We start from the raw sequence: 14,897 nt of genomic DNA on the forward strand, positions 1-14,897 counted from the left end.
AGCCTCGATGGCGATGGCTCGCACCGTGAAGACCCTGGTCGGATGGGCCCGCACCGCCCCGAGCCGGGCGACCGTGCTCTCCGGCGACGAGGTCACCTCCGACGTCCAGCTCGCCGAGGCGGTCACGACGGCGGGTCCGCGCGGTGTCATCCCGCGGGGTCTCGGCCGCTCGTACGGCGACCCGGCGGTCAACGCCGGCGGCCTCGTCGTCGACATGACGTCCCGGAACCGTGTGCATTCCATCGACGCCGAGACCGGCCTGGTCGACGTCGACGCGGGCGTCTCGCTGGACACGCTGATGAAGGTCGCGCTGCCCTTCGGGCTGTGGGTTCCGGTGCTGCCCGGCACGCGCCAGGTGACCATCGGCGGCGCGATCGCCAGCGACATCCACGGCAAGAATCACCACTCGCACGGCAGCTTCGGCAACCACGTCGTGGCGATGGACCTGCTGACCGGGACCGGCGAGATCCGTCGTCTGGAGCCCGAGGGACCCGAGTCGGAGCTGTTCTGGGCGACGGTCGGCGGCATCGGCCTGACCGGGATCATCCTGCGCGCGACGGTGCGGATGACGAAGACCGAGACCGCCTACTTCGTCGCCGACACCGAGCGCACCGCGAATCTCGACGAGACGATCGAGCGGTTCTCCGACGGGTCCGACGAGGCCTACGACTACTCCTCGGCCTGGTTCGACTCCATCTCCACCGGCCCGAAGCTGGGCCGCGCCGCGCTGGGCCGCGGCTCACTGGCGCGCCTCGACGAGCTGCCCGAGAAGCTGCGCCGCGACCCGCTGAAGTTCGACGCCCCGCAGCTCGCGACGCTGCCCGACGTCTTCCCGAACGGCCTCGCCAACAAGGCGACGTTCTCGCTGATCGGCGAGCTGTACTACCGGAAGACGAAGAACAAGCGGGGCCAGATCCAGAACCTGACGGCCTTCTACCACCCGCTGGACCTGTTCGGGGACTGGAACCGGGCCTACGGCTCGAAGGGCTTCCTGCAGTACCAGTTCATCGTCCCGCTGGCCGCCGAGGCGGAGTTCCGCTCGATCATCGCCGACATCGCGGCGTCCGGGCACGTCTCCTTCCTCAACGTGTTCAAGAAGTTCGGCGAGGGGAACCGCGCGCCCCTGTCGTTCCCCATGCCCGGCTGGAACATCTGCGTGGACTTCCCGATCGTCGACGGTCTCGGCCGCTTCTGCCGCGACCTCGACCGCCGGGTCCTCGCGATGGGCGGCCGGCTCTACACCGCCAAGGACTCCCGCACCGACGCCGCCACCTTCGCCGCGATGTACCCGCGGCTCGACGAGTGGCGCAAGGTGCGCGACGCCGCCGACCCGGACGGCGTGTTCGCCTCGGACATGTCGCGCCGGCTCGCGCTGACCAGCTGATCTCTTCCGACTGGAGACCCATGATCGACGCCGTCGGGCACCCGTCCTCCCTGCTCCTGCTCGGGGGCACCTCCGAGATCGGGCTCGCGATCGCCGAGCGCTACCTCGCCGACGGGCCGGTGCGCATCGTGCTGGCCGGCCGTCAGTCGCCGCGCCTCGCGGACGCCGCCGCGCGCCTCGAGCGCGCGGGCGGGCACGTCGAGACCGTCGAGTTCGACGCCAAGGACGCCGCGGTGCACACCGAGGCCGTCCGCAAGGCGTTCGCCGGCGGGGACATCGACATCGCGGTGGTCGCGTTCGGGCTCCTGGGCGACCAGGAGAAGGCCTGGCAGGACATCGACGTGGCCGTCGAGCTCGCCGAGGTCAACTACGTGGCGACCGTGTCGGTCGGCGTCGCCCTCGCCGCCGAGTTCCGCCGCCAGGGACACGGCCGGATCGTCGCGCTGTCCTCGGTCGCCGGGGAGCGCGCCCGCCGCTCGAACTTCGTCTACGGCTCCACCAAGGCCGGGATGGACGCCTTCTACACCGGGCTCACCGAGGCGCTGCGCGGCGACGGGATCGGCGTGACGATCGTCCGGCCCGGGTTCGTGAAGACCAAGATGACCGCGGGCATGGACTCGGCGCCGCTCGCGACGACCCCGGAGCAGGTCGCCGAGATCACGGTCGGGGCGGTGACGAAGGGCCGGGAGCTGGTCTGGGCGCCGCCGCAGTTCCGGTACGTCATGAGCGTGCTCCGCCACATCCCGCGCCCGATCTTCCGGCGTCTGCCCGTGTAGGTGGCCTCCGGCCTCGTGAGCAGTAAGGGTCGCTATAGCCACCCTTACTGCTCACCTGCGCGTGAGCGCACACGGAGCGGCTCGGCGCCGACGAGGGCGCCCCGGTGGTCCGGGCCTACCTCGCGGCGATGACCGTGCCGTGGGCGCTCGAGGCGTTCCCGGTGGGCCCGGACGACTCGCTCGACGTCGTCCGCGCGCACATGGACGGGATCGCGGTCTTCGCGCTGCTGCCCCGCTGAGGACCGCGAGCGTGGCGCATTCCTGACGTCGAGTGTCAGCCGTGTGCCACCGCTGACGCGGCGGGGGACGACGACCGCATCAACCGACGACGCGCCGGCTCCTCGACCCACCGGTACGCCAGGTGGGCCACGAGCACCGAGGCGACGAGCACGTGGGGGATCGCGAGGGCCGCGAGCGAGGAGTTCGGGGCCAGGGCCGGGAACCGGGTCATCGCGACGACGGTGATCTCGATCAGCGGGAAGTGCACCAGGTAGATCGCGTAGGAGATGCGGCCGCCGTGCTGCAGGCGCGGCGAGGACAGCCAGTCCACGAGCCGGCCCCGGGCAACGCACAGCGCGCCCAGCAGCACCGGGAAGAGCGGGACGGCGAGCCAGAGCCGGTCGGCCGCGGGGATCGCCGCGGAGGCCGGCGCCGAGGCCGCCCAGTACGCCACCAGCACCGTCTCGGCGAGCACGGCCAGCACCAGGCGGCCCGCCCACAGCTCGACGACGGGCGTCCGGGGCAGCCGCTCCACCACGAGCCACGTCAGCATCCCGGCGGTGAAGCCGCCGCCGATGCGCAGCAACCAGACCCACGCGCCCGACTCGCCCGAGCCCGCCGTCACGAGCGGGACCACCGCGACCGGCGAGGCCGCCAGCACCGCAAACACCGCCAGCACGGGCAGCGGCCACGACCGGATCCGCCACGCGGCGAGCACCAGCAGCGGGAAGCACAGGTAGGCCAGCCACTCCGCGCTCACCGACCACGCCGGCAGCACGAACGAGACGCCCTCGATGCCGGACGAGGTCCACATCTGGGTCATCGTCAGCTGCCGGATCCAGCCGAGCGGGCCGAGCGAGGGCTGCGGGTTCTGCCAGGCCACGATCCCGTCGCTGCCGAACACCAGCCGCGCCGCGCACCACGCGCCGAACGCGACCGTGACGACCGCGTACAGCGGCCACACCCGGGCGATGCGCGCGCGCAGGAACCGGGCCGTCCCACCGACCGACGGCCTGGCCCCCATCCGCGCGAGGTACGAGCGGGTCAGCACCAGCCCGGAGAGCACGAAGAACAGGTCCACCCCGAGCGGCCCGGCCGCCACGAGCGGCGCGATCGGGGCCGTCCAGCGCGCGAACACGTCGCCGGGAATGTACGAGGCGTGCAGCAGCAGCACCCACACCGCCGCGACGAAGCGCAGCCCGGTGAGCTGGGCGATGTCCTGCGGCTTCCGTCCCGACGTCGGGTCGGTGCCGGTCGGCCGCGCGGCCGGCGGCTCCACGGCCGGCAGGGCCGGCACCGGCGAGGTCCCCCTGGTCCGGGGGAGCGGGAGGACGGTCCCGCTCCCCGCACCGGGCGTCCGGAAGCCAACCGGCGACGCCGCGAGGGCGTCGTCGGACACGAGCGGCACCGCGACCAGCGGTGTCGTGCGCAGCGAGGAGACCCGGGTCGGCTCCGCCGCCGTCCCGCGCGCACCCGTCGTCCGCGACGTGAGTGACGTCAGCGTTCCCATGGTGCTGCCTCCCCGACCCCGTGCTCCCCGACCGAGCGCCCCGATCAGGTCGACCGTGGTGCTCGACCTGGGGAACGGCACGACTCGTCCGATTCCTGATAGGCCATTCAGTGGATCGAGCGACGGCCGTCCGGTCGCTGTCCGCGAGCCGGGTGACGTCGGCACGCACCGTGACGACGCCGCCCCGTCCCACGGCCCGATCCGACCCGTCCGAGCGGTGCGCGGCCCTCCCCGGTGGAGTGGGCCGCGTCCCGACCGCGGAGCGATCGCCCCTGGTCACACACCGTGCGCGCCGCGCCCCGCCCGCCGCGGGTGACGGCGGGCCGCCTACCGTGGCGGGGTCGCCGCGCAGGAGGCGTGTGACGAGGAGGAACAGCTGTCGTGACCAGGGGCCCGACGATCTCCGATCCCGCTCTCGAGCCGGACCCGACGCGCCCGGCCGACCCCGCGGATCACCCACACGGGGACCGGGTGCAGCCCCACTGGAGGCGCCTCCTCGGTGACCGCGCGCTCCTCGGGGTCGGCGCGCTCGCCCTCCTGACGTCCCTCGCGGTCGTCGCGGTGAACCTCGCGCACAACCAGGGGCGGTTCGTCCCGCCCCTCGACGACGTGTACATCCACCTGCAGTACGCCCGCCAGATCGGCCTCGGCGAGTTCCTGCGCTACCAGCCCGGTGCCCCGCGCACGACGGGCGCGAGCAGCCTGCTCTACGTCCTGCTCCTCGGGGCCGCCTCGGTGGTCCTGCCGTCGGGGCTGCTGCTCTACGCGGCGGTCGCGTTCGGGATCGCGTGCTTCGTCGTGACGGTGGTCCTCGTCGCGCTGCTCGGCCGGGAGCTCGGCTCGCGCCCCGCGGGCACCGTCGCGGGCGTGTTGACCGCGCTCTGCGGGCCCCTGCTCTGGGGTGTCACGAGCGGGATGGAGGTGGCGCTCGTCGCGGTGCTCGTCGTGGCCGTGCTGCTGGCGTTCGTGCGGGAGCAGCCGCTCGGCCACTTCGTCGTGACACCGGCCCTCGCGGTCCCCCTCGTGCTCACGCGCCCCGAGGGTCTGGTCCTCGTCGTCGTCGTGCTCGTCGGCGCGGTGGTGACGCTCGTGCGCCGCCGGCGCCGACCTGCCGTCGGGAACGCACTCCTGCTGGTGCTGCCGCTCCTGGCGGCACTGGCGCAGTTCGGGCTCTACCGCCTGCTGACCGGCTCGGCGGAGAACTCCGGCGTCGTCGCGAAGTCCTGGCTCAGCCGGCCGCTGGGGTCGCCGTGGGAGGTCGTCGACCGCGTGGTCACCACCGCGCGGACCGCACTCGAGCTCGTCGGCGGGCTCACCACGACGACGGTGGCCGGGCCGGGCGTCGCGATCGTCGCGGCGATCGGGCTGGCCGCGGTGGCATCCCGACGACGGGTCGTGGCCGGCGTGCTCGCCCTCGGGCTCGCCGGGGTGCTGTCCGCCGTGGCCACGCTGGAGACCGCGCTGTGGCACGACGGCCGCTACCTGCAGCCGTTCCTGCCGGTCGTCGTCCTGCTGGCGGTGCTCGGCGTCCGCGCGATCGGCCAAGCTGCGGGCGACGCGCGCAGCGGCCGGATCGTGACGACGGGTCTGGTGGCGGTGCTCGGCGCGTTCGCCCTCGTCTCGGCCCCGACCTGGGCGCTGCGCCAGGCCGAGCAGGCCGCCGGCATCCGGGAGTCGGCCGTCTCGGCGGCGCAGTGGATCAAGGGCAACACCCCGCCGGACGCGGTCGTGGCCGTGAACGACGTGGGCGCCGTCGCCTGGTTCTCCGACCGTCGCGTGGTCGACCTCGTCGGGCTCACCACCCCGGGCTTCGCCCGGCCCGCCCTCGAGGGCTCCGGCGCGATGTACGAGCAGCTGGCGCACCTGCCTCCGGACCAGCGGCCGACGTACTTCTCGATCTTCGACGAGACGGAACTCGTGCCGGTCGGCGACCTGCCGAAGGCGCGGATCCTCGGCGCCGAGCCGTTGACCTCGTTCGACCTCAAGAGCCCGGAGCGCGACGCCGGGCCGTTCGGCGGCATCTGCCAGACCGCGGGCGGGTGCCCGGTGATCAGCGTGTGGCGCGCGGACTGGTCGCACGTCGGCAACGGCGACGCGCCCGACTACCCGGTCCCGGGACGGATCGTCGACCGGGTCGACGTCGGCGACCCCGCCGACGAGGCCGCGCACGGCTACGGCGTCGACCGGGCGCTGGTGGGGGTCGACGACCGCACCGAGGTTCGCAACCAGGACGCGGCGGGCCGCGTCGTCGTCGACAGCGGACGCCACGTGGTGGGCGGCGAGCACTTCACCCTGCGCGGGCTCACGCCCGGTCGTCCGGTGACGCTGACCGCCCGCGTCGACGCCCGGGAGCCCGTGGCGGACCGCAACACCGGGGCGGGCGTCGTGGCGGTCGCCGCGAACGGGCGCGGCCTGGGGACGTGGGAGTTCGGGACGACGGTGCCGGGTCTGCCGCCGGGCGCCGAGCACTCGTGGGCCCAGTCGTCGTTCACGATCCCCGCGGAGGCGGTGACCGCACCGGACCTCACGGTCACCCTCGGTCCGCGGCAGCCGTTCCTCGCGCCCTACCCCGACTACCGCGCCTTCTCGTACTGGGCCGTGCAGTAGGTGGCTTCGCCTCGTGAGTAGTTGTGACGGCGATAGCCGCGACGACTACTCACAGGTGTTCACCTGTCCTGGTGCGGGATCCGCCCCGCGGTGCCGCCGTCGTCGCGGCGGGGGCCCCGCGCCTGCTCGCGCAGGAGGTCACGGATCTCGGCGAGGAGTTCGACGTCGGTCGGCTCGGCCGGGCCGGCCTCCTCGCCCCGCTTGCGGCGCTCCTGGACGATCTTGAGCGGCAGGACGACGAGGAAGTAGATGACGGCCGCCGTGATCAGGAACGTGATCACGGCGTTGATGAACGAGGCGTAGTCGAACACGACCCCGTTGACCGTGAACGTCCCCGCCAGCTGTCCTCCGCCGCCGGTGGCGAGCTGGATCAGCGGCTTGAGGAAGGCGCTGGTGAACGCGGTGACCACGGCGGTGAACGCCGCACCGATCACCACGGCCACCGCGAGGTCGACCACGTTGCCGCGGAGCAGGAAGTCCTTGAACCCCTTCAGCACCCGAGGTCCTCCGTCTCGCTCGTTCGCCACAGATGCGCACCGAGCGTAACCGGGTCGCACACACGGACGCGCCCGCCACGCCGGTGGGGGAGCCGGCGGGACGGGCGCGTCGGTCGTCGGCGCGCCGACGCAGGGCGCGGCCGAGGCCCTCTTAGTTGACGGCGTCGATCGGGTTCGAGCAGGACTTCGCGATGCCCGCCGAGTTGCCCTTCTTCGCGTCCGAGAGGAAGGGGATCGAGCCGGCGTTGTCCTGCACCGGGACCTGGACGCCCAGGACGTTCACCGGCACGTCGTTGTTGCAGACGTTGATCGGGGTGTTGGGCGCGAAGTCGCTGGAGTTGATCAGGCCCTTCTGCACGGTGGCCCCGTCCCAGTCGCTCTCGTGCGCGAAGGCGGCACCCGTCGTGCTCGCGAGACCGGCGCCGATCAGCGACGTCGCCAGCACGGCCTTGCGGATCATTCCCACGGTCTTGTCCTCTCGGTCTTCCTCGTCGGCGACCAGGTCGATCGCGTGAGCGGAACGTCATCACACGTGCACGAAACGTGTCGGAATCGGGGCGGCACCGGTCGGACACCCGTCCGTGCACGGATCGACGCCCCCGTTCCCGTGACGACGAAGCCGGAGCGTGGCCCGGACGGGCTTCTTTCCGGACACCTCACTCCGACAGTGCTCAGCGCGTTGTCACGCCGTGCACACGACCGTTCCGGGCCTTCCTCGACGAGCTGCGCCGAACGGCTGACATGTGGCGCCGGACGGCGCAACTCGTGTCACCCGACGTCGAGAAGGCGGAATCGTCCCGACCGTGGGCTAGCGTCCGTGCCGTGTCCACCGGGTCGGCCGCGCCGCTCTCCCCCACGCCCACCCCGAGCACCACCGGGGCCCTCGTCCGCTGGGCGGCGTGGGACTGGGGCTCCGCCGCGTTCAACGCGGTCATCACGACCTTCGTCTTCACCGTCTACCTCACCAGCGGCGTGGCGGCCGACGAGGCGAGCGGGTCCGCGGCCCTGGCGAACACGATCGCGATCGCCGGCGTCCTCGTCGCCCTGACCGCGCCGGTCTACGGGCAGCGCAGCGACGCGGCGGGCGCCGAGCAGGGCCGGCAGCGCCGCCTCGGCGTCCTCACCGCGATCATCGTGGTGGCCAGCGCCCTGATGTTCCTGGTGCAGGGCGCCCCGGAGTACCTGCTCCTCGGACTGATCCTGCTCGGCGTCGGGACCTTCGCCTACGAGCTCGCCCAGGTCGAGTACAACGCGATGATCTACCGGCTCGCCCCGCCCGGTCGGACCGGCTGGGTCTCGGGCGTCGGCTGGTCGGCCGGCTACCTCGGCGGGATCGTCCTGCTCGCGCTGTGTCTGTTCCTGCTGATCCCGCCGGTCGGCGCGATCACGTTCGGGTCCGCGGACCTCGCGCCCCGGGTCGTGGCCCTGCTCGCCGCCGTGTGGTTCGGGATCTTCGCGATCCCGGTGCTGTTCATGCGCTTCCCCTACCCGCCCCCGCCCGGGGACGCCGAGGCGGCGACGGTGAGCTGGCTCGGCTCCTACAAGCTGCTGGTCCGGCGGCTGGTCCGGCTCTACCGCACGGACCCGCACCTGCTCGGCTTCCTCGTCGCCAGCGCGATCTACCGCGACGGCCTCACCGCCGTGTTCACCTTCGGCGGCGTCCTCGCGGCCGGGACGTTCGGCCTCGACCCGTCGGAGGTGATCGTCTTCGCGATCGTGGCGAACGTGGTCTCCGCGGTCGGCGCCGTCGTCGGGGGGCGCCTCGACGACCGGATCGGCCCGAAGCCGGTGATCCTCGTGTCCCTCGGGGCGCTCGTCGTGGTCGCCGCGGCGCTGCTCCCGGCGTCGGGGAAGACGGCGTTCTGGATCGGCGGGCTGTTCCTCTGCCTGTTCGTCGGGCCGGCGCAGGCGTGCTCGCGCAGCTACCTCGCCCGCCTCGTCCCGCCCGGCCGCGAGGGCGAGATCTTCGGCCTGTACGCCACGACGGGGCGGGCCGTCAGCTTCCTCGCGCCGGCCCTGTTCGGGCTGTTCATCACGCTGTTCGGCGAGCAGCGGTGGGGCATCCTCGGCATCGGGATCGTGCTGCTCCTCGGCCTGCTCGCCCTCGTCCCGGTCCGGGGTGTCCCCGGCCCCCTCGGCGCCGGGAGTGCGGCCGCCGGGAGCTGACCCCGTCCCGACGGCGGGTGGGGGCGGGTCGGCGGGTGGTCGCTGCGCCGAGGTCCACACCACGCAGGTTCGCGGCGCCCGCGACCCGCCCCACGCACACCTCGCGCGCGGGCTACTTCACCCGTGCCGCGAGGAACCGGATCAGGCGGGAGAGCAGCTCGCCGACGAACACCCAGAACACGGCCGCGACGAGCGAGTTGACGATGAGCGCGATCGTCGGGTCGGCGGGCACGAAGAGGTCACGGAACCCGAGGATCACCAGGTTCGCGAGACCGCCGATGAACTGGGCGACCCCGTTCGCCGGGTTCACCCCGACCAGCACGAGCACGAGGTTCACGATCAGCACCAGCGCGAACAGCAGCGCGAGGGTGCGCAGGACGGTGGCGACCACGTTGCCCGCGCGCCAGACGATCTCGCCGACGTCGACGTGGCGGCGCTGCGACGACTCGGGCTCTGCCCACGAGGTGTCGGCCGCACCGCGCTCGTGCTTCTCGGTCCTCGCGTCCGCAGGAGCGGACTGCTTCTCGGTCTTCGCGTCCGCCGGAGCCGACTGCTTCTCGGTCTTCGCGTCCGCCGGAGCCGACTGCTTCTCCGTCGTCGCGTCCGAGGGCTTCTCGCCGGACGACGACTCCGAGGACGTCTCGGTGGACTTCTCCGAGGACGTCTCGGTGGACTCCTGGTCGGTGGACTCCCGGTCGGTGGCCCCCTCGTCCGGAGCGCGGTGTCGGCCGCTCGCCTCCTCCGACGACGACTGCTCGGACGACGTCTGCTCCTCGGTCCCCTGCTGCGCCATCCGCCAATCTTGGCACCGCCTGCCGCGCGGTTCCGCGCGGTCCGGACGCCGACGCTCCGAGCGAAATCGGTTGAGCCGGTCGGCCCGTCTCGACCACGGTGAAGCACCCGTGAAGCGCGCCGAGGCCGAGGAGGACACCGTGACCGCGACCCGGACCGTCCCGCCCGTGGCCGTCATCCGCCCCGGCCTGCCCCGCACCCCGTTCGCCGACGCACTCGCCGACTGGCTCCGCGAGGGCATCGCCGCACGGTCGGGGCCGACCCCGCACGACCGGCGGGGCACACCCGTCGTCGTGATCGTGCCGGAGTACCTGCGCGGCGCACCGCGCTCGCTGATCGCGGCCCTGGCCGACCGGCGGTGGGCGGGCCGTCCGGTGGGCCTGGTCGGCTACGCCGGCCGGACCCGGGCCCGGCACGCCCTGGCGGACGCGCGGGAGGTTCTGGGCACCCGCGGCGCCGAGGTCGTCGAGCCGTCGCTCGGGCTGGACGTCGCCCGGTGGCGGACCACCGGGTTCGACCGGGCCGATGTGGTGCTGCGCGACCTGCTGCTCGACGACCTGCTCGCCCACGACACCTAGCGGAACCGCGAGAAGACCTGGGCCTCCCACGCGTCGCGGCTGACGAGCTCGCCCATGTCGTCGCGGTAGCGGCGACGCAGCGAGGACCAGGTCCGCTGGACCTCGCGGTGCAGGGCGAGCGAGGTGCGCAGCAGCCGGAGGAACTCGGTGCGGTCACGGTGCCGGAAGGTGACGCCGGTGCCGTCGGAGGTGGACACCGTGACCCCGTCGAGCCGGGACAGCAGGAACCACGTCCCGTGCTCGGCGGGCACGTTGCGCTGCGGACGCTCCGCCGCCGCGGTGTTGGTGGGGCGCAGCTGGTGGCGCAGGGCCCCGGCCAGCGCCTTCACCTGGGCGACCTTCCCGCGCGGCGGCTCGGGCCACAGCTGCGCCGCGAGCGCGCCGATCGGCGGCTCGGGCAGCTCCCGGGCGCTCGTCACGACCTTCCCGTCGGGGTAGCGCGCCCGCAGCGCCCGGACCTCGCCCAGCGCCGTGGGCAGCGACCCGAACAGCGCCTTCGGCCCGGACAGGAAGTCCCGCATCGCCATCTGGTGCAGCGCGATGGCCGAGTACTCGAGCAGGAACAGGTGCCGCAGCGTGCGCTTGAGCGAGTCGAGCAGCATCGCCTTCGGGTCGTCCGGCCCGTGCAGGGCGGCGACGACGAGACGGTTGCGGGCGTGGAAGTAGGCCTGCCAGTCGGAGCTGTCGTCCTTCTCGACGAAGCTCATGTGCCAGATCGCGACGCCGGGCACCGTCGCCGTCGGGAACCCGTGGGCGCCGGCACGCAGGCCGTACTCGCAGTCGTCCCACTTGATAAACAGCGGCAGCGGCTGGCCGACCTGCTCGGCGACGACCCGCGGGATCAGGCACATCCACCAGGCGTTGTAGTCGACGTCGGTGCGCCGGTGCATCCACAGCGTCTCGCGCAGCGAGTCGACCGCGAAGTCATGGTCGTCCTCGGTGTTGGGCGCGAGCTGCCAGAAGAAGGTGTGCCGGTCGACCACCTCGCCCATGACGTGCAGGTGGGAGCGGGCCTGCAGCGAGAGCATCTGCCCGCCGATCAGCATCGGGGAGCGCGCGAAACGGGCGAAGGCCAGCGCACGCAGCACCGAGTCGGGCTCGAGGACGACGTCGTCGTCCATGAACAGGATGAACTCGGCGTCGGTGTGCTCGAGCGCCTCGTACATGATCCGGCTGTAGCCGCCGGACCCGCCGAGGTTCGGCTGGTCGATGACCCGCAGCCGGTCGCCCAGCAGCGCCGCGGCCTCGTCGAACCCGTCCTGGTCGCGCACCTTCGAGGTGCCCTGGTCGGGGATGACGACCGCGGTGAGCACGCCGCGCACCAGGGGATCCTCGCCGAGGGCGCGCAGGGTGTTCACGCAGTCCGACGGGCGGTTGAAGGTGGGCATCCCGACCGTGACGGCCGCGCGCCCGGGCGCGGGCCGGTCGGCGTACCACCCGCCCTCGAGCAGGTCGAGGGGTTCGGTGCCGCTGGACAGGTCGAACCAGACCCACCCGCCGTCCTCGAACGGGCGCAGCGGGACCGGCACGTCGACCGTGCCCTCGCCGGTGATCGCCTCGCCGTGGACGTGCACCGGCACGCCGCGGGCGGTGGAGCGGTACACGTCGATCCGGCCGGCGCCCCGCAGCCGCAGCCGCAGGTGCACGGCGTCGAGCACCGACCAGCGCCGCCAGTACGACGCCGGGAACGCGTTGAAGTAGGCCGCGAAGGACGTCTCGGTGTGCTCGGGCACCCGCACGGACGTCCGGGAGAGCACCTCCGCGCGGCGGCCGCCCGCGGTCGTCAGGTGCAGCACGAACTCGTCCTGCTCCTCGTTCACCGTGCCGGGCCGCTCCGCGGTCGGCGCCGCCGAGCGCAGCGACGTCGCGGTGCCCTCGTCGAGGTAGAGCGCGCGCACGGTGGTGGGGTCCGCCGGGCGCGGCAGGATGATCCGTTGGAGCAGCGCGGACTCCAGCTCACGCGCGCTCAGCGGCGCGGGCGCCTCCTGCGTGCTCGTCATGGACCGACGGTAGCGCCCACCTCCGCGCGCACCCGTCCGACCCCGCGGCGTGCCGCCGGTCGGCGCAACCCGTCGTTCTGCTGGGGATTGTCCGTTTCCTCCGTTCCCGACGACGGGAAGTTCGCGCCATGCCGTCGTCTGCGCCCGTCGCCACCACCGCGTCCCGCCCCGCCGGCTCGTCCGGGGGCCTGCTCGGCGATCTCGTCGGGCCCGTCGTCCGGGGCCTGGGCCTCGCCCCGTCCCGGCGCAGCAGCGGCCGCCCGGGACGCACCCACGTGGAGGTGCGCGGGGTGGCCACGCCCGGCGAGGCGTCGGCCCGCAAGGACCTCGTCGAGGAGCTGCTCGCGGTGCCCGGGGTGGAGGGCGCGGTGGTCAACGCGGTGGTCGGGCGGGTGGTCGTCGACCACGCCCCCGACGTCGCGCTCGCGCAGCTGGTCGCGGTGGTGGAGGAGGTCGAGCGCCGGCACGGGCTCGACCGTGCGCCCGCCGACACCTCCGGCAAGCACCCCGTCGACGTCACGCCGTGGGCCCGGCAGGTCCTCGCGCTCGGGGTCGACCTCGCCGGGCTCGGGCTCGCCGGGGTGGAGCGCGTCCTCGGCCTCGTGCCACTCACCCGTTCCATCCCGCCGGTGCTCACCGCGACGCTCTCCCTGGTCGACGCCGTGCCGTCGACCCGCACGGCGGCGGAGCGGACCGCCGGGGGCGCCACCACCGAGTCGTGGTTCTCGCTCGGCAGCTCCACCCTGCAGGCCCTCGGCCGCGGCCCGATCGGGCTCGTCGTCGACGCCTGCTACCGCGTGGTCCGCGCCGACGAGGCCGCCGCCCGCACCGCGGCGTGGACGGCCTGGGACACCCGGACCCCGCTGCACACGCACACCGCGGAGCCGCTGGACGCGACGGCGCGGCCCGGCACGCTGCCCCGCGGACCGGTCGACGTCGTCGGCGACATCTCCGGTGCCACCGCCATCGCCGCCTTCGGCACGGTCGCGGCGCTGGTGCCGGAGCGGGCCGCCGCGGTGCTGCTCGCCGGCGTCCCGAAGGCCGCCCGTTGGGGCCGCGAGGCCTACGCCGCGGCCGCGCACCGGGCCGTGTCCGACCTCGGCGTGGTCAGCATGGACCCGGACGCGCTGCGTCGTGCCGACCGCGTCGACATGGTCGTGATCGGCGAGGGTCTCGTCGACCGGCTCGGCGACGCGGCCGCCGCGGTGGGTCGGCTCGTGGTGGTCGACGAGGAGGCGACGGCGACCGCGGTGACACGGCTGCAGGCCGCCGGCCACGGCGTCGTCCTGGTCAGCGCCGAGGACGTCGAGGGCCTGGCGCAGGCCGACGTCGGGATCGGCGTCGGCACCACCGTCCCGTGGAGTGCCGACCTGCGCTGCGGCGACGTCGAGCAGGCCCGGGCCGTGCTGCTCGCCGTCGCGGGGGCGCGGGCGGCCTCGTGGCGCGCGGCCGTGCTCGCGCTCACCGGGTCCCTCGTCGGCGCGCCGATCGCCCTCACCTCGTCGCTGGTGGGGCTCACCGGGCGCACGAACGCGCCCGTCACGCTCGCGGCCCTCGCCGCGCTCGGGGTGAACACCTGGGCCGGTCGCCGGTCCGCGCGCTGAGGGGAGGATCCGGGCGCTCTAGTGGTGCGAGGGTTCCCCTCGCGCGGGGAGGAGGGAGCACCACGCCACCGGGTCCCGGTGCGCGGCGAACGTCGCCGCCCGGCTCTCCTCGAACTCCTCGGGCAGGGCGTGGACCCCGCCGTCGCGTCCGATGTTGTCGCTGCGGCTGGCGAGCGGGCCGACGAAGCGCATCCCGCGGGCGGCGGCGATGCGCTCCACCCCGAAGTCCCAGCCCGCCCCCGCGCCGTCCCACGGCGCGCGGGCGGCGGGGAACCAGTCGTCGCGCAGGCAGGTCTCCCACCGGTCGGCCCACGTGCCCCACACCCAGGCGCTGAAGCCGGTGTCGGCGAGCACGTCCGTCGGCTGCGGCGCGGGGCGGTCGGAGAAGGCGCAGGCGGCGAGCACGTCGGGCTCGTCGGGGACGGCGGCGAGGCACTCGAGGACGTCGTCGGCCACGACGATGTCCTCCTCGCACAGCACCACGAACCCCGCCCCGGATCCGAAGGCGGCGTCCAGCGCGTGGTGCGGGTTGGCCCGGACCCCGCGGCACTCGGGGTTGACCTCGACCGCGACCGACCGCGCGACCCGTCGTCGGGAGAACTCCTCGAGCACCGCCCGGCAGGCCGCGAGCTCGGTGCCCGGCTCGACGACGATCCGGACGTCCCACGCGGAGAGGCCCCGCACGGCGGACCAGGAGTCGAGCGTCTCGGCGAGGTAGCCGGGCCGGTTCCCGGACACGGTCATGGTGATCACGCGGGCTGGTA

At 73.8% G+C, this 14,897-nt stretch carries 13 protein-coding genes; 7 read left to right on the top strand and 6 right to left on the bottom strand.

The window, feature by feature from the left end:
- Positions 1-13 precede the first annotated feature (13 nt).
- The 3 genes from dprE1 (at position 14) to LN037_RS32595 (ending at position 2,399) form a co-directional block, all read left to right on the top strand.
- Positions 14-1,384, top strand: coding sequence for a decaprenylphosphoryl-beta-D-ribose oxidase (gene dprE1, locus LN037_RS14925; protein WP_230753928.1), 1,371 nt, complete (start codon positions 14-16; stop codon positions 1,382-1,384).
- A 20-nt stretch (positions 1,385-1,404) separates the two neighbouring features.
- Positions 1,405-2,160: a decaprenylphospho-beta-D-erythro-pentofuranosid-2-ulose 2-reductase gene (gene dprE2 / locus LN037_RS14930; RefSeq protein ID WP_230753930.1), complete on the top strand. Its 756-nt coding sequence runs from the start codon at positions 1,405-1,407 to the stop codon at positions 2,158-2,160.
- 104 nt (positions 2,161-2,264) lie between these two features.
- On the top strand, positions 2,265-2,399 hold the full coding sequence (locus tag LN037_RS32595; RefSeq protein WP_255694182.1) for a hypothetical protein: 135 nt from the start codon (positions 2,265-2,267) through the stop codon (positions 2,397-2,399).
- A gap of 35 nt (positions 2,400-2,434) precedes the next feature.
- On the opposite strand, the gene LN037_RS14935 is transcribed toward LN037_RS32595, so the two are convergent.
- Positions 2,435-3,889, bottom strand: coding sequence for an acyltransferase family protein (locus LN037_RS14935; protein WP_230753933.1), 1,455 nt, complete (start codon positions 3,887-3,889; stop codon positions 2,435-2,437).
- Positions 3,890-4,270: 381 nt separating this feature from the next.
- On the opposite strand from LN037_RS14935, the gene LN037_RS14940 reads away from it, so the two are divergent.
- On the top strand, positions 4,271-6,496 hold the full coding sequence (locus LN037_RS14940; protein WP_230753934.1) for a DUF8728 domain-containing protein: 2,226 nt from the start codon (positions 4,271-4,273) through the stop codon (positions 6,494-6,496).
- 59 nt (positions 6,497-6,555) lie between these two features.
- On the opposite strand, the gene mscL is transcribed toward LN037_RS14940, so the two are convergent.
- Together mscL and LN037_RS14950 are read right to left on the bottom strand one after the other, a co-directional pair.
- Positions 6,556-6,993 (bottom strand): large conductance mechanosensitive channel protein MscL, encoded by a 438-nt coding sequence (gene mscL / locus LN037_RS14945; protein ID WP_230753936.1) that lies wholly within the window; start codon positions 6,991-6,993, stop codon positions 6,556-6,558.
- Positions 6,994-7,144: 151 nt separating this feature from the next.
- Entirely contained in the window at positions 7,145-7,453 is a 309-nt protein-coding gene (locus LN037_RS14950) for a hypothetical protein (protein ID WP_372460462.1), read from the bottom strand.
- A 362-nt stretch (positions 7,454-7,815) separates the two neighbouring features.
- Here LN037_RS14950 and LN037_RS14955 point away from each other — a divergent pair, with 362 nt between their 5' ends.
- Entirely contained in the window at positions 7,816-9,159 is a 1,344-nt protein-coding gene (locus LN037_RS14955; RefSeq protein ID WP_230753940.1) for an MFS transporter, read from the top strand.
- Positions 9,160-9,271: 112 nt separating this feature from the next.
- Here LN037_RS14955 and LN037_RS14960 read toward each other — a convergent pair whose 3' ends face one another.
- Positions 9,272-9,952 (bottom strand): hypothetical protein, encoded by a 681-nt coding sequence (locus tag LN037_RS14960; protein WP_230753942.1) that lies wholly within the window; start codon positions 9,950-9,952, stop codon positions 9,272-9,274.
- Between the two features lie 109 nt (positions 9,953-10,061).
- On the opposite strand from LN037_RS14960, the gene LN037_RS14965 reads away from it, so the two are divergent.
- Positions 10,062-10,529: a hypothetical protein gene (locus LN037_RS14965; RefSeq protein ID WP_230753944.1), complete on the top strand. Its 468-nt coding sequence runs from the start codon at positions 10,062-10,064 to the stop codon at positions 10,527-10,529.
- Here the strand turns inward: LN037_RS14965 and LN037_RS14970 are convergent.
- Entirely contained in the window at positions 10,526-12,529 is a 2,004-nt protein-coding gene (locus tag LN037_RS14970; RefSeq protein WP_230753946.1) for a glycosyltransferase, read from the bottom strand. The genes LN037_RS14965 and LN037_RS14970 overlap by 4 nt on opposite strands.
- Before the next feature lie 128 nt (positions 12,530-12,657).
- On the opposite strand from LN037_RS14970, the gene LN037_RS14975 reads away from it, so the two are divergent.
- Positions 12,658-14,133, top strand: coding sequence for a hypothetical protein (locus tag LN037_RS14975; protein WP_230753947.1), 1,476 nt, complete (start codon positions 12,658-12,660; stop codon positions 14,131-14,133).
- An 18-nt stretch (positions 14,134-14,151) separates the two neighbouring features.
- Here LN037_RS14975 and LN037_RS14980 read toward each other — a convergent pair whose 3' ends face one another.
- A complete protein-coding gene (locus LN037_RS14980; protein ID WP_230753949.1) occupies positions 14,152-14,877 on the bottom strand; it encodes a hypothetical protein in 726 nt (241 codons plus the stop codon).
- Between the last annotated feature and the right edge of the window lie 20 nt (positions 14,878-14,897).

Source organism: Actinomycetospora soli (assembly GCF_021026295.1).
Taxonomy (GTDB): Bacteria; Actinomycetota; Actinomycetes; order Mycobacteriales; family Pseudonocardiaceae; genus Actinomycetospora; species Actinomycetospora soli.

Excerpts from the sequence above, each read along its gene's own strand:
- dprE1 (WP_230753928.1), top strand. The coding sequence starts at position 14 with ATGGCTCGCACCGTGAAGACCCTGGTCGGATGGGCCCGCACCGCCCCG.
- dprE2 (WP_230753930.1), top strand. The coding sequence starts at position 1,405 with ATGATCGACGCCGTCGGGCACCCGTCCTCCCTGCTCCTGCTCGGGGGC.
- LN037_RS14935 (WP_230753933.1), bottom strand. The coding sequence starts at position 3,889 with ATGGGAACGCTGACGTCACTCACGTCGCGGACGACGGGTGCGCGCGGG.
- LN037_RS14950 (WP_372460462.1), bottom strand. The coding sequence starts at position 7,453 with ATGATCCGCAAGGCCGTGCTGGCGACGTCGCTGATCGGCGCCGGTCTC.
- LN037_RS14960 (WP_230753942.1), bottom strand. The coding sequence starts at position 9,952 with ATGGCGCAGCAGGGGACCGAGGAGCAGACGTCGTCCGAGCAGTCGTCG.
- LN037_RS14970 (WP_230753946.1), bottom strand. The coding sequence starts at position 12,529 with ATGACGAGCACGCAGGAGGCGCCCGCGCCGCTGAGCGCGCGTGAGCTG.
- LN037_RS14975 (WP_230753947.1), top strand. The coding sequence starts at position 12,658 with ATGCCGTCGTCTGCGCCCGTCGCCACCACCGCGTCCCGCCCCGCCGGC.
- LN037_RS14980 (WP_230753949.1), bottom strand. The coding sequence starts at position 14,877 with ATGACCGTGTCCGGGAACCGGCCCGGCTACCTCGCCGAGACGCTCGAC.